This is a genomic window from Thiorhodococcus minor (genome assembly GCF_010820565.1).
Classification (GTDB): domain Bacteria; phylum Pseudomonadota; class Gammaproteobacteria; order Chromatiales; family Chromatiaceae; genus Thiorhodococcus; species Thiorhodococcus minor.
The window spans coordinates 84,908-98,859 of sequence record NZ_JAAIJQ010000009.1 but is presented as its reverse complement, the minus strand read 5'-3'; the positions used below and the strand labels follow the sequence as shown (position 1 = coordinate 98,859).

The 13,952-nt window shown below is 66.4% G+C and carries 14 protein-coding genes and 1 tRNA gene; 6 read left to right on the top strand and 9 right to left on the bottom strand.

Annotation, left to right across the window (positions count from 1 at the left end; translation table 11 throughout):
- Window positions 1-94 precede the first annotated feature (94 nt).
- From G3446_RS04780 to ybgC, 8 genes are all read right to left on the bottom strand, one after another.
- A tRNA-Lys gene (locus G3446_RS04780) sits at window positions 95-170 on the bottom strand.
- An 87-nt stretch (window positions 171-257) separates the two neighbouring features.
- A complete protein-coding gene (gene ybgF / locus G3446_RS04775) occupies window positions 258-1,148 on the bottom strand; it encodes a tol-pal system protein YbgF (protein ID WP_164451265.1) in 891 nt (296 codons plus the stop codon).
- Window positions 1,149-1,173: 25 nt separating this feature from the next.
- Window positions 1,174-1,719 carry a peptidoglycan-associated lipoprotein Pal gene (pal, locus tag G3446_RS04770; protein ID WP_164451264.1) on the bottom strand — a complete coding sequence of 182 codons (546 nt, stop codon included), beginning with the start codon at window positions 1,717-1,719 and terminating at the stop codon, window positions 1,174-1,176.
- Window positions 1,720-1,732: 13 nt separating this feature from the next.
- A complete protein-coding gene (gene tolB, locus G3446_RS04765; protein ID WP_164451263.1) occupies window positions 1,733-3,043 on the bottom strand; it encodes a Tol-Pal system beta propeller repeat protein TolB in 1,311 nt (436 codons plus the stop codon).
- A 15-nt stretch (window positions 3,044-3,058) separates the two neighbouring features.
- Window positions 3,059-4,378: a cell envelope integrity protein TolA gene (gene tolA / locus G3446_RS04760; RefSeq protein ID WP_164451262.1), complete on the bottom strand. Its 1,320-nt coding sequence runs from the start codon at window positions 4,376-4,378 to the stop codon at window positions 3,059-3,061.
- A gap of 2 nt (window positions 4,379-4,380) precedes the next feature.
- Window positions 4,381-4,824, bottom strand: coding sequence for a protein TolR (gene tolR, locus G3446_RS04755; RefSeq protein WP_164451261.1), 444 nt, complete (start codon window positions 4,822-4,824; stop codon window positions 4,381-4,383).
- A 20-nt stretch (window positions 4,825-4,844) separates the two neighbouring features.
- Window positions 4,845-5,519, bottom strand: coding sequence for a protein TolQ (tolQ, locus tag G3446_RS04750; RefSeq protein WP_164451260.1), 675 nt, complete (start codon window positions 5,517-5,519; stop codon window positions 4,845-4,847).
- Between the two features lie 6 nt (window positions 5,520-5,525).
- Window positions 5,526-5,987: a tol-pal system-associated acyl-CoA thioesterase gene (ybgC, locus tag G3446_RS04745; RefSeq protein WP_164451259.1), complete on the bottom strand. Its 462-nt coding sequence runs from the start codon at window positions 5,985-5,987 to the stop codon at window positions 5,526-5,528.
- 339 nt (window positions 5,988-6,326) lie between these two features.
- On the opposite strand from ybgC, the gene G3446_RS04740 reads away from it, so the two are divergent.
- Window positions 6,327-6,818 (top strand): methyltransferase family protein, encoded by a 492-nt coding sequence (locus tag G3446_RS04740; RefSeq protein ID WP_164451258.1) that lies wholly within the window; start codon window positions 6,327-6,329, stop codon window positions 6,816-6,818.
- Window positions 6,819-6,984: 166 nt separating this feature from the next.
- On the opposite strand, the gene G3446_RS04735 is transcribed toward G3446_RS04740, so the two are convergent.
- Window positions 6,985-9,060 carry a thioredoxin domain-containing protein gene (locus G3446_RS04735; RefSeq protein ID WP_164451257.1) on the bottom strand — a complete coding sequence of 692 codons (2,076 nt, stop codon included), beginning with the start codon at window positions 9,058-9,060 and terminating at the stop codon, window positions 6,985-6,987.
- A gap of 188 nt (window positions 9,061-9,248) precedes the next feature.
- On the opposite strand from G3446_RS04735, the gene G3446_RS04730 reads away from it, so the two are divergent.
- The 5 genes from G3446_RS04730 to G3446_RS04710 all read left to right on the top strand — a co-directional run bounded on the left by G3446_RS04730 (window position 9,249) and on the right by G3446_RS04710 (window position 13,952).
- Window positions 9,249-10,445 (top strand): class I SAM-dependent rRNA methyltransferase, encoded by a 1,197-nt coding sequence (locus G3446_RS04730; RefSeq protein WP_164451256.1) that lies wholly within the window; start codon window positions 9,249-9,251, stop codon window positions 10,443-10,445.
- 147 nt (window positions 10,446-10,592) lie between these two features.
- Window positions 10,593-11,261, top strand: coding sequence for a potassium channel family protein (locus G3446_RS04725; RefSeq protein ID WP_164451255.1), 669 nt, complete (start codon window positions 10,593-10,595; stop codon window positions 11,259-11,261).
- An 11-nt stretch (window positions 11,262-11,272) separates the two neighbouring features.
- The gene (locus G3446_RS04720) at window positions 11,273-12,379 is read left to right on the top strand and encodes an AI-2E family transporter (RefSeq protein ID WP_164451254.1); all 1,107 of its coding nucleotides are present in this window, start codon (window positions 11,273-11,275) and stop codon (window positions 12,377-12,379) included.
- A gap of 196 nt (window positions 12,380-12,575) precedes the next feature.
- On the top strand, window positions 12,576-13,160 hold the full coding sequence (locus tag G3446_RS04715; RefSeq protein ID WP_164451253.1) for a L,D-transpeptidase family protein: 585 nt from the start codon (window positions 12,576-12,578) through the stop codon (window positions 13,158-13,160).
- A 111-nt stretch (window positions 13,161-13,271) separates the two neighbouring features.
- Window positions 13,272-13,952: a hypothetical protein gene (locus G3446_RS04710; protein ID WP_164451252.1), complete on the top strand. Its 681-nt coding sequence runs from the start codon at window positions 13,272-13,274 to the stop codon at window positions 13,950-13,952.

Genomic DNA, 13,952 nt, shown 5'->3' with positions numbered 1-13,952 from the left:
AGGGAGGCCCACCCCTCTCCCTCATGCAAAATGACTATTTAAAGGGGAAAATCCATCAGGGACGGTGGCCAGGCTCACTAAGCCGTTGACTGTATGGTGCGCCCTGCAGGGTTCGAACCTGCGACCACCTGATTAAAAGTCAGATGCTCTACCAGCTGAGCTAAGGGCGCGAAAGACTGCCCATTATAGTCGAATGCCTCCGCTTTTCAAGCAGGCGCGCGACATCGGGTCGCACCTGCTCGGCAGCCTGAGCTGGCTCAGGGACGCTGGGCTGCTGCGGGTCCTGATGTTCCGATGCGCTCCAAGCGGCTGCGGGCGAGTCGGGCCTCGGTGCTGTTGGGGTACCTGCGGACGACTTGCTCGAGGGTTTGCTTGGCCTGGGCGTAGTCCTTTTGCTCGTATTGGATGAAGCCGATCTTGAGCAAGGCCCCGGGGACTTTGGGGCTGCCCGGGTTGAGCTGGACCAGGCGATCGTACTCGGCCAAGGCCGCGGGATAATCGCGCAGGACATAATAGGTCTCGCCCAGCCAGTAGCGGGCGTTGTCCGCGAACTCGCCTTGGGGATAGCGGCGCAGCAGCTCGTTGAAGGCCGTCTTGGACTCTTCGTACTTGCGGTCCTTGAGCAGCTCGAATCCGCGGCTGTAGAGGTCGCGCTCACTGCCGCCGATGGTCTCTGGCGAGGGCAGCGCGGGAATCCCGGTCGGATTGGGGCGCGCGGGCGCCTGAGGCGCGGCGGCCCCTTGCGGCTGGCCGAAGGTGCCAGATGGGTCCAGCCCCCCGCCGCTGGCGTCGACCATGCCCGGCGGCAGTGTCGGCTTGGCCTGGCCGATGGCTGTCGAGCCGCCCAGCGATGAGGGCTGCCCAGCCGCGCCAGCGCCACTCAGCCGCGAGTCCAGATCGATGAACTGATCGCGCTGCTGGCGCTGCAGCTTTTCGATGTCGAAGCGCTGCTGCTCGACCATGCCGCGCAGCTCCTGCATTTCGGTCTGCAGGCGCTGGACCTGCAGCAACAGCTCGGATCCCGTTTGATTCTCCAGGATGCGCTCGAGCCGCCCGATGCGCCCTTCCAGCTCTGGATCCGCGGCTGGAGCGGCCTGGAGCCAGAACGCAGCGGTCAAGCCAGTAGCGACGAGCGAAATACGCAGCATAGACGCCTTCATAGGACAGCTTCCCTCAATACTGGACGATCACGCGACGATTACGCCGCCAGGACTGCTCGTTGTGCCCCGGCTCGACGGGGCGCTCTTCGCCATAGCTGAGCGTCGCCATCTGATCCGGCAGCACACCCTCGGCGAGCATGACGCGTCGCACGGACTCGGCACGCTGATCCCCCAGCGCCAGGTTGTACTCGCGGGTACCGCGCTCGTCGGTGTGCCCTTCGAGGGTGACGCGGGTATCGGTATGACTGCCCAGGTAGCGTGCGTGGGTGCGCATCAGCGCCACATACTCGGGCTTGATCTCGGCGCTGTCGTAGTCGAAATAGATGGTCCGCTCGTACAGGGGACTTGAGGGATCTTCCCAGGGTCCCGCATAGGTCGGACGAATCGTTTCGGCCGGCGCCGTGCTCACTTCCGGCACGCGCTGAGGCGGCAAGGGCGCGGTCGTCGCGGGCGCCGGCTCGGGCAGCTCTGGCGGCGGCGTGCTTGCGCATCCGCCAAGGCCGGCGACCAGGCCGAGCAACACCAGGGAGGACAGAGTGAATCGGAGAGAACCATGCATGACGCTGGGCTCCTTAGCGCATGAAGGGGGACCAGGCGGGCTCGCGAACCTGGCCCGAGTCCTGTGAAAGCCGCTGGCCGCCACCGCCCTCGACGGAGGCTGCGGCCAGGACGCCGCGCCCCCCGTGAATGGTGGCGTAAATTACCATGCTGCCGTTGGGCGCGAAACTTGGCGACTCATCCAGATTGCCGCTGCTCAGCAGCCGCGTGATGCCGCGCTGGGTGTCGAGCACGGCGATGCGGAAGGACCCGTTGATGCGCGTGACCATGGCGACGGAGCTCCCGTCCGGCGCGTAGGACGCCCGGCCATTGTAGTCGCCGTCGATGCTGATGCGCTGCGCAGCGCCGCCCGAGGCCGACATCCGGTAGATCTGCGGGCTGCCGCCGCGGTCCGAGGTAAAGATGATGGAGCGGCCGTCGGGCGACCAAGCGGGCTCGGTGTCGATCGCGTAGTGATCGGTCAAGCGCACCAGCTCGCGGCTCAGCATGTTGAGCGTATAGATCTCCGGGTTGCCGTCCTTCGAGAGCGTCATGGCGAGCCGCACACCGTCCGGCGAGAAGGCGGGCGAGCCATTGATGCCCGGATAGCTGGCGACCAGCTCGCGGCGACCGGAGCTCAGCTCCTGAACATAGATGGCCGGCCGCTTGTTCTCGAAGGAGACGTAGGCGAGGCGCCGCCCGTCCGGGGACCAGGCCGGCGACATGATGGGCTCGCCGGAGGAGACGATGGTCTGCGGGTTGTAGCCGTCGGCGTCCGCCACCCGCAGGGTCACCCGAAGGCCGTCGCCGCTGCCGGTCGAGGTGATGTAGGCGATGCGCGTCGAGGCGACGCCCTTCTGGCCGGTGAGCTTTTCGTAGACGAGGTCCGCGATGCGGTGCGCCGTGGCGCGCATGCCGTTCTTGGTGCTGATGAGCGTCTCGCTGGTCAGCTCGTTGCCGCGAAAGACGTCGTAGAGACTGACGCTCACCCGAAAGCCGACGCTGTCCGCCTCCACCCGGCCGATGACCAGGTTGTTCACCCCCAGCAGACTCCAATCCCGCAGATCCACGTCCTCATGCCGAGAGGGCATGTCCAGCATGTCGCGGGTCGGCATCGGCCTGAACTTGCCGGTGCGCGCGAGGTCGGCGCTGACGATGGCAGCGACATCCACGGGAGGAATGAGCCCCTCGGAGACCCCAAAGGGCACGACGGCGATCGGCTGGGCTGCCTCGACACCCCCGGTGATCTGGATGTTGAGACGGGGTGCTGCCACCGCGAGGTGAATCCCGGAGAGACTCAAGGCAGCGACAAGCAGGAGGCGCAGCAAGCGCGGCGTTCGGCTCATGATGCGTGGTCCTAGCTAAGGCGTGAAGGTGAAGGAGAATTCGCGGAAGCGCTCAAAAGCAGGCGGTGATGGAACCTGAAAGGGTGAAGCACTATACACAGCGTTGACGGCGGATTGGTCAAAGGCGATGTTACCGCTGCTGCGCTCGATGTGGACGCTGTTGGGGACGACGTCACCGCCTGGGGTCAGCCGCACCGAGACCACGGCGCTGAGGCTGCCGTCGGCGCCCGGCGGCCGAGCCCAATACTGCCGCACACGGTCCTTGATGACGGGGATGTAGCGCTCGGCCTCGCGCGAGACCTGCTCGGCCATGAGCTGCGAGAGCAGGTCCTGCTCCCGCGCACGTCGGGCCTCCTCGGCCGCCTGACGACGCTGCTCTTGAGCGGCGCGCTCGCGCGCCTGCTGCTCGCGGCGCTTCTGCTCGAGCTCTTCGGCGAGCCGGCGCTGCTCCTCGGCGGCCAGGCGCTCGGCCTCTTCCGCGATACGGCGCTGACGCTCGGCCTCGAGCCTAGCCTGCTCCTCGGCGGCGCGCTGCTCGGCCTCACGGCGCAGCCGCTCGCGCTCCGAGGCCATCTGCCGCGCGGCCTCTTCGGCGCGACGGCGCTCGGCCTCGGCGCGGACGCGGGCCTCCTCGGCCTGGCGCTGCTCCTCCGCCTGACGGCGCGCGAGCTCCTCGGCTTGGCGACGGGCCTCTTCCTCGGCGCGCAGCCGCTCGGCCTCGGCACGCTGGCGTGCCTCTCGGGCCTGGCGTGCCTCTCGGGCCTGGCGCTCCTGCTCCGCCTGGCGGCGCGCCTGCGCTTCCGCCTGGCGCCTCGCCTCGGCCTCCGCCTGGAGCCGCGCTGCTTCGGCGGCCTGGCGGCGGGCCTCTTCCTCGCGGCGGCGGGCGGCCTCGCGGGCCTCACGCTGCGCCTGCTGCTCGGCCTGACGCTTGGCCGCCTCCTCGGCCTGACGCTTGGCCGCCTCCTCGGCTTGACGCTGCGCCGCCAGCTCTGCTTCGCGCTTGACGGCCGCCTCAGCCTCGCGCTGCGCAGCCAGCTCCGCCTGGCGCTTGGCCTCCTCGGCCGCGCGCTGCTGGGCCTCCAGCTCCGCCGCGCCAGGCTCGGGCGCCGGCTCCTGATCCGCCGGCCGCTGCGCGGTCTCGGAGCGAATCTCGGCCATCAGGGCATCGAGGGAGCGATCCGAGACGATGCTGGCCTTCACCACGCGGGCCTTCGCCCCCGCATCGACCACGGGACGCGACAAATCCACGCCGACGAAGAAGAGCACCGCGAAGAGGACATGCAGCGTGAGCGACCAGAAGAAGGCCCGCCGATTACGGCGCAGGATCTCCCACATGGCTAGCGCTCGAGCGGCTCCGGCGGCACAGTGATGAGTCCGACCTCAGGCGCGCCGGCGGTTTGCGCGATCACCATGGCGCGCACCACCCGGCCGTAGTCGACGCGATTGTCGGCCCGAACCAGGATGGGCGTCTCCGGGCGATATTCGAGCACCGTGCGCACACGCTCGAAGAGGATCTGATCGCTCGCCGGCTGATTCTTCTCCTTGCCGACGTCGATGTAGTAATCGCCGAACTGATCGACGGTGATGACGACCGACTCAGTGGTCGGGCTGGCGATGCCGCCCGCCTTCTCCTGCGGAAGATTGACCTTGACGCCCGTGGTGATGAGCGGCGCAGTGACCATGAAGATGACCAGCAGCACCAACATGACATCGATGTAAGGCACCACGTTGATCTCCGCCATCAAGCGACGGCGGTTACGGCTGCGCATATGCTTGACCATAGCGGGAGGCTCCGGATCGCTCAGCTACGGCCTTGACGCTGGAGCAGGGTCGAGAACTCTTCGACGAACTCTTCGTACCTGTTGTTCAGACGCTCGACCTGATTCGAATAGCGGTTGTAGGCGATGACCGCCGGGATGGCGGCGAAGAGGCCGACGGCGGTGGCGACCAGCGCCTCCGAGATGCCTGGCGCCACCAGCGCAAGCGTCGCCTGCTCGACGTTTCCGAGTGCATGAAAGGCCTGCATGATGCCCCAGACGGTGCCGAAGAGCCCGACGTAGGGGCTGGTCGAGCCGACCGTGGCGAGGAAGGCCAGATTGGTCTCCAGCCGATCGACCTCGCGGCTCATGGCGACCCGCATGGAGCGCTCGGCGCCTTGCAGGATCGCCATCATGTCGTTGCCCTCGGTCTTGCGCAGCCGCACGAACTCCTTGAAGCCGGCCCGGAAGATCGACGCCAGGCCGTGCGTCCCCTTGCCCTCCTCGCCCAGCTCCTTGTAGAGGGCGCTGAGGTCGCCACCGGACCAGAAGCGCTCCTCGAACTTGTTGGCCAGCCTGCGGGCTTGGCCCAGCACGCGGCCGCGATCGAGGATCATGGTCCAAGAGATGACGGACGCCAGCAGCAGGACCACCAGCACCAGCTGGACGACGAAGCTGGCATTGAGCACCAGGCTCAGCAACGACAGATCGGTACTCATTGCAGGTTACTCCATGGACGCCTGCGCTTGATGCGCGAGACCTGAGAGAATTCCGGAAAGCAGGTGGGCGGGCATGCGCTTGGGGCGCATGGTGGCGGCATCCAGGCTGGCGACCTTGACGCGCCCCCGGCAGCAGCAGGTTTGATCCGCATCGCGGATGATGCGCTGCTCGAACTCCAGACTGGCGCCCCCATGGTGAGGGACGCTCGACGTCACGGTCAGGCGATCGTTGAACCTGGCCGAGGCCAGATAGTCGAGGCTGACGCTGCGCACCACAAAGAGAATCCCCTCGCGCTCGCGCAGCTCGTCCTGCTCATAGCCCAGGGCGCGCAGCCACTCGGTGCGACCGCGCTCCATGAAGCGCAGATAATTGGCGTAGTAGACGACGCCGGCGGCGTCCGTGTCCTCGTAGTACACACGCACTGGCCAGTCGAAGGTCGTATTGGGCGAATCCGCTGAAGATGACATGCTTGGGAGCTGAGTCGAGCCGTCTGCGCAAAAACGCTGGAGTGTATCGAAAATGACCCGCCCGGGCACCTTGCGGAATTCGCGAGCCTTGGCGTGGTCTGAGCCATGCCCGCGCCCTGGACCAGGCGCATCCTGACCCAGGAATGCACAAAGAGGGGAAAGGCGTCGGGAAAACACCGCGTGATTCGCCAAGCATCACGACATCGCTTCGGCTAGCCCAGGCGACACCCTAGATCAAAGCCCGAGATCAGCAAGCCCCATTCGGCCAATCACCGCGATCGGGGCGAGACACCCGAAAGCGACTCCATCTTCCATTCAAACGCGCTCAAGGAGCTGCCCATGCCATCCCTTCACTTTCTCCGCGGCCATCGCGGCGAGTATCTCGTCGCGCTGCAGTTCGTGCTCTTCTTCGCCTTCATCTTCGCGCCGCGCTGGAATCCTCTGGCGACCCAAGGGCTGATGGACGCGCTGGAGCCCCTGCGCTGGGGCGCGCTCGCGCTCTTCGGCATCGTCGCCCTGATCATGGGCGGCCTGGGATCCGTCCATATCCGCGAGTATCTGACCCCACTGCCCTACCCGGTCGACCACAGCCAGCTGGTGCAGCATGGCGTCTATGCCTGGGTCCGGCACCCGTTGTACAGCAGCCAGCTGTTCGCGGCGCTCGGCTGGACCCTCTTCACCCTGAGCCTGACGCACCTCGCGATCCTGATCGTCGGCTTCTTCTTCTTCGACTACAAATCCGGCAAGGAAGAGGCTTGGCTGACCGAGCGGCACCCGGAGTATGTGGACTATGCCCGGCGGGTCAAGAAGTTCGCGCCTTGGCTCTATTGAGAAACCGTCCAGCCGTTGCCCCCGCGTAAACGGCAACGACCGGAGAACGGCCGAGTCGCCCGCAAGCGGGCCCCTACGCAAGCGCGCGGCCGTAGGAGCCCGCTTGCGGGCAACGCGCTCCGCGTAAGAAGCCAGCCCAGCCCCCAATGCCCACCAGATGGGAGCCTCACGCCTGCAAGAGCGCCGCCGGCGAATCTACCGGCGGCTCGCAGCTGGTGCCGCGACAGCGGTATATGCGGGGCCGCTCGCCCGCCGTCATCGCCCCCAGCGTCCCTGGAAGCGCCGTCTCGGATGACGGAATGCCAAACACCAGCCGGCGGGGTCGATAGCCCTTCTGAAGCTCAAGCTGCCAGGTCGCCAGCCGATCGTCCGCGGCACGGATGACGATCGTCTCCACCGGCTCGATGTGCTCGTCCAGCGCGATGAGCATGGCCGCATGGGCGTAAGGCATGTGCCGCATCGACGCCGCGGCGAGCTTGAGCGTGCCCGCGGCGGCATCGAGATAGCGCGGCTCGCCAATGAGATGGCCCAGCCGCTGCAGCGCCTGCGCGGCGACCCCGTTGCCGGCGGGCATGGAGTCGTCCGTCAGGGGCTTGGGCCTGTGGATCAGTGGCTCGTGCGAGCGGCCCGTGAGCCAAAAGCCGCCGTGCTCGGCGTCGTGAAAGTCATCGAGCAGGACCTCGGCGAGCTGGATGGCGAAGCTCAGATCCGCGCTCGACCAGCGCACCTGCAGCAGCTCGATCAAGGCATCCATGAGATCGGCGTAGTCGTCGAGATAGGCGCTCAGATGGGCGCGCCCGTCCCGATAGGTCGCCAGCAGCCTGCCGTCGCGCCAGAGAGTCTTGCGGATGAAGTGCAGGGAGGCTTCGGCCGATTCCAGAGAGTCCGCCCGATCCAAGACCCTGGCGGCGCGCGCCATGCCCTTGATCATGAGCGCATTCCAGGAGACCAGCACCTTGTCGTCCCGCCCCGGACGCACGCGCCGCTCACGCTCGGAAAAGAGCGCGGCGCGGGCGCTCGCCAGCAGGGCCTGCGTCTGCTCGAGCGTCGCGCCCTGCTCCCGCGCGACGGCCTCTGGGGTGCGATAGCCGTGCAGATGCCAGCGTCCCTCGAAGTTCGGCGGCCGATCCAAGCCATAGACGGCGGCAAAGGGGGCATACTCCGCCGGGCTGAGCAGCACCTTCACCTGGTCTCGATCCCAGACGTAGAAGCGTCCTTCGTGACCCTCGCTGTCGGCATCCAGGGTCGAGAAGTAGCCGCCCTCGGGACCCTGCATCTCGCGCATGACCCAGTCGGCGGTCGCCAAGGCCGCGTCGCGAAAGACGGCCGACTCGGTCGCGCAATAGGCATCGCAGCAGAGGCCGAGCAAGGGGCCATTGTCGTAGAGCATCTTCTCGAAGTGCGGGATCATCCATTGCGCGTCGACCGAGTAGCGGCAGAAGCCGCCGCCGAGCTGATCCATGAGACCGCCGCGGATCATGTGCTCCAGGGTGAAGGTCGCCATTTCGACGGGTGAGCGGCCCGCATCACCGACATCGGCCTCAGGTCGCCGCATCAGCAGCTCCAGGCTGGTCGGGTGAGGAAACTTGGGCGCACTCCCGAAGCCGCCATGCTGGGCGTCGAAGCTGTCGGCAAGCTGCGCACAGGCCCGATCGATCGGCTCGGCATCCGGCACGGCATCTCCGCTAGCCGGCTCGAGCTGCTGCAGGGCATCCATGAGGCTGGCATTCTGCGCCCGGATCGCATCGCGCTGCTCGCGATAGGCACTCTCGACGCCGGTCAGGACCTGGGCGAAGGACGGCAGACCATGGCGCGGCTTGCGCGGGAAATAGGTGCCGGCGAAGAAGGGCTTGTGATCGTCCGGCGTCAGGAAGACCGTCAGCGGCCAGCCGCCTGAGCGCTGCGTCAGGAGCTGATGCGCCAGTTGATAGATGCGGTCCAGATCCGGGCGCTCTTCGCGATCCACCTTAATGTTGACGAAGAGCCGGCTCATCAGCTCGGCGGTCGCCGCATCCTCGAAGGATTCGTGCGCCATCACATGGCACCAGTGGCAGGCCGAGTAGCCAATGGAGAGCAGGATGGGCCTGTCTTGCTCGCGCGCCCTGGCAAGCGCCTCTTCACACCAGGGCCACCAGTCGACAGGATTGTGCGCATGCTGCAAGAGATAGGGGCTGGTGCTGCCGGCCAGCCGGTTGGCCTGAGCGGCCTCTTGGGGGGGCATTCGCGGGATGGTGCTGGACATGGCGGCTCCTGGCGCAAACTGACTGAAGACCGCATCGCCGATCGAGCTGCGGTATTGACTGCGACAGTGGGTGCCGCCCGCCTCGCTTTCCACGGCGCCGCGAAGAGGCGCGCCTTCTGATAGTCTTGCTCGCTCAGCGGGGCCGCCCGCTGCCAACCGCACGACATGAGCCCAACGCGAAGATCACCATGACGACTCAGCCACTCATCCTGCGCAAAGACCAGGAGCGCCGCCTGCTCGCCGGCCATTGCTGGATTTACAGCAACGAGGTCGACACCCAGGCGACCCCATTGAAACCCCTGGAGCCAGGCCAGCCCGTCGCGATACTGAGCCGCCAGGAGCGCTGGATCGGGCACGGCTATGTGAACCCGCGCGCCCTGCTCTGCGCGCGCATCGTCAGCCGCGACCCGAATCAGCCGCTCAGCCCGGCCCTCTGGGTCAAGCGCATCCACGACGCCCTGAGCCTGCGCGAGCGCCTCTATGACCAGCCGTTCTACCGGCTGGTATTCGGCGAGAGCGACGGTCTGCCCGGACTCATCGTGGACCGCTATGGCGATCTGCTCGCCGTTCAGATCACGACGGCCGGCATGGAGCGCGAGCGCGCCGAGATCCTGGCCGCCCTGGAGCAGGTCCTGCGGCCCAAGACCATCGTCCTGCGCAACGACACCGCGGTGCGCGAGCTCGAGGGCCTGGAGCAAGGCGTCGAGCGCATTCTCGGCGAGCCCGCGGACAGCGTAACGATCAACGAGCACGGACTGGAGATCGTCGTCTCGCCGCTCACCGGACAGAAGACGGGCTGGTTCTTCGACCAGGCCGAGAATCGCGGCCGACTCGCCCGCTATGGGGTTGGCGAGCGCGTGCTGGATGTCTGCAGCTACATCGGGGCCTGGGGACTGCGGGCCGCCGCCTTGGGGGCCAAGGAAGTCACCTGCGTCGACGTCTCCAGCCCCGCACTGGAGCGGGTTGCGGAAAACGCGGCGCGAAACGCGCTGGAGGATCGGGTGCAGGGGATGCAAGGCGATGCCTTCGAGGTGCTGCGAGGCCTGCGCGACGAAGGGCGACGCTTCGACACCCTGATCTTGGACCCGCCCGCCTTCATCAAGCGCCGCAAGGACGAAAAGGACGGGACACAGGCCTATCAGCGACTCAACCGCCTCGGCATGGAAGTGCTCGAGCCCGGCGGCCTGCTCGTCACCTCGTCCTGCTCCTTCCACATGGGGCGCGACGCCTTCCTGCGCACCGTGCAGCAGGCCGCGCGCCGCGCCGGCCGCAGCCTGCAGCTGCTCGAGGCCGGTCAGCAGGGACCGGATCACCCCGTCCATCCCGCGATCCCGGAGACCGCCTACCTCAAGACCCTCTACTTGCGGGTCCTGCCCGGCTTCTGAGACCAGGGCGATCGAGCCCGACAGCGCCGGATCGCTGAAAAACGCCTAAGCGGGACAAGCAGCGACTCCCGCCCAGGCCGCCCCCCAAGAACGAAGCCATGGCCCGGATCAGGGCAGTGCAAGACGATCCGGGCAGCGAGGCATGAGATGGGCCGCAAGAGACGCTTGAGCCAGGAGAACAATTTCAGCTACCTGACGGGGGCGCTGGTCCTGCTCCTCCTCGGCGTCGCGGTTGCAGACGAGGTCGGCTTCCGGCTCGGACAGACGCTGATTCAGTCGGCAATCGTCGTGGTCCTGGCGCTCGGCATCTGGACCATCCAGAGCCAGCGGCATTGGTACATGACGCGAGCCGGCCTGGTCGCCGCAATTCTCGTCGTCATGCTGGCCGGGCTCTTCTTCAATTGGGCGCACATGGATGTCCTCTGGCTGGTCATCCTGCTCGCCTATCTGGCGCTGACGGTCTGGGTCGCCACGCGACAGGTGCTGCTCACCGGCCCCATCGACGGCAACAAGATCGTCGGCGCCGTCTGCATCTTCCTGCTCCTGGGGCTGATTTGGACCACGCTCTACATGCTGGTCGCGGTGCGCAATCCAGAGGCCTTCTATGGGATCGCACCTGGCCCCTGGCATGAAATCTTCCCGGATCTGGTCTATTTCAGCTTCGTGTCCATGACCACGCTCGGATACGGAGATATCGGCCCCACCGCCCCCATCGCCCGTTTTCTCGTCTATGCCGAGGCCATCACCGGCCAGTTCTATATCGCCGTCCTGGTGGCGACGCTCGTGGGTATTCGTATCTCCAACCATTCAGAATGAGGGAGCCGCCGATGACGGATGAAAACCCCTTTGTCGACAATGCCCTCGAAGCGACCATTCGGATCGGGGTCTTGCTCCTGATCGCCGCCTGGTGCTTCTCCATCATCAAGCCATTCATCATCCCGATCGCCTGGGCCATCATCATCGCCGTCGGCACCTATCCCGCCTACGGCAAGCTGACAGCACGACTCGGTGGCCGACGGGCGCCGGCGGCGGCACTCATCGCCATGCTTGGGATCATCATCCTCATCCTGCCGGCAGCGATGCTCAGCGGCACCGTCATCGAGGGGGCGCACGGCATGGCGGAGAATCTGAAGGATGGAGCGCTCGCCGTGCCGCCGCCCCCGGATGGGATCAAGTCCTGGCCAGTCGTGGGCGAGCAGCTCCACGCCTTCTGGAGCCAGGCATCGGCCAACCTCGCGAGCACACTCAGCAAATTCGCGCCCCAGCTCAAGGCATTCGGGTCCTGGCTGCTGTCCGCCGCTGCAGGCGCGGGATTCGTCATCTTGCAGCTCTTCGTCGCGGTCATCATCGCGGGCTTCCTGCTCGCACACTCGGAGACGGGCGGCCGGGCGACGCGAGCGATCGCCAGACGCCTGGCCGGCACTCAGGGCGAGTCCTTCGCCAGGCTGGCCGAAGCGACCGTGCGCAGCGTGGCGCGGGGCATCCTCGGCGTGGCGCTCATCCAATCGCTGCTCATCGCGCTCGGCTTCCTCGTCATGGGCGTTCCGGGCGCCGGCCTCTGGGCCTTGCTCTGCCTGATCCTCAGCGTGATCCAGATCGGCCCCATGCTGGTGGTCATCCCCGTCGTCTTCTATGTCTTCTCGACCGCCGACACCCTGCCCGCCATCCTCTTCCTGATCTGGAGCATCTTCACCGGCGCCATCGACAACATCCTCAAGCCCATCCTACTGGGGCGCGGCGTCGACGTGCCCATGGCCGTCGTCTTCATCGGCGCCATCGGCGGCTTCATCAGCTCAGGAATCATCGGCCTCTTCGTGGGGGCCGTCGTCCTGGTGCTCGGCTACAAGCTCATCCTCGCCTGGCTGGGCGAGGATGCAAATTCGCCGCCGCCCGTCGCGCCAGAGCAGCCGACAAGCCCGAGCAACGGCGACTGATGCGGCATGGCGCAGACGCCTCCCGCCGCGCCCTGTGTGCCTCACCCGGGCGCGTCGCGGCGGACTGCCCGACATCCATGAGCGAACCTGCATACCCGACCAAACAAGATAGATTTTCTTCAGAGGCTTACATACACTTCCTAGCGTCAGTTCGGAGAGCCCACAGCGCACAAAATCCCGATTCAGGATTCGACCTATGAGACCTCAAGAGACGCGCGGCGCGCGCTTCGCAAGCCCCCGATTTCGCTTCTGGCGGCCAGACTTCGGCCTGGGGATCGCCGCGATCCTGCTGCTGGGCACCTTCGCACTCAGCGGCTGCACGACCACCTCGGAGCCCCCCAAGTACACGGGTCCCGTCGAGCGCGTCGTGGTCAAGAAATCGCAGCGCAAGCTGCAGCTGGTCGGCGGCGGCCAGGTGATGCGGGAGTATCGCGTTGCGCTCGGCGGGTCGCCCGTCGGGCACAAGTACCGCGAGGGCGACCAGCGCACGCCCGAGGGCAGCTATGTGCTGAACTGGCGAAATCCGAGCAGCAACTTCCACAAGGCGATCCACATCTCCTACCCCAGCGAGCGGGATCGCCATGTCAGTCGTCAGCTCGGCTACAGCCCAGGTGGCATGATCATGATTCACGGCATGCCCAACTACATCCGATCCGAGAGCATGCGCCGCCAGTACGTCGGCCGCGATTGGACGCAGGGCTGCATCGCAGTTCAGAACCATGAGATGGACGAGATCTGGCGCATGGTGCGCGACGGCACGCCGATCGAAATCATCCCCTAGCCCTCGCGACCACGGCGCGCCGGACGATCGGCTGACCAGACGACGGCAGCCGGTCAGGATCTCCGCGCGCTCGCTCCCTGGGCGGCACTCTGGACTACAGGAGTACATTCCATGAGGTTTTTGCCTATCCTCGCCAGCTGCTCGACCCTCGCGGGCCTGTCCCTCACGCACAGCGCGCTCGCGGACAGCAGCCCTCTGGCCCCCGGCTCATACAGCCTGGAGCGTCCCGAGATATCCAGCACCCTAAGCATCGAATTCAAGCACGGACAAGGCGTGCTCCTAAGCGCGGAAGCCGTGCTGCTGAGCCCGTCCGCACACTATGGAATCATCGAGCAGGCGCCGATCGAGCTGCCCCATGAAGACGAGGCACACGTCGGCATCTATCGTGGCCAAGGCTGCGTCATCACGCTGAGGGGCACGCCCGATGGCCTGCACGCGCAGCAGGACGGACGTTGCGAGGAGTTCGGAGCAGGGGTTTGGCTGACCGGCGACTATGTCCGCACCACCCCGCACTATGACGACATCCGACTCGGCGAGGTCGACATCCCTGAGCCGGACAAGGCCGGTCTGTTCGTCGCACGCTTTCGCGTGACCTATTACCCTCCCAGAGGTGGCGAGCCGATGCCGCAGAGCCACAGCTATCGCATCTACTGCCCGACCCGCATGGTCCGCAACATCGGCAACACGCGGTGGGATGAGGCGCGCAAGGTCGAGGAGGAAGATGAGCGCCGTTTCGCAGGCATCCCCGTGGTAGGAAGCATCGTCGCGCGAGTCTGCGACCAGGATCTATAG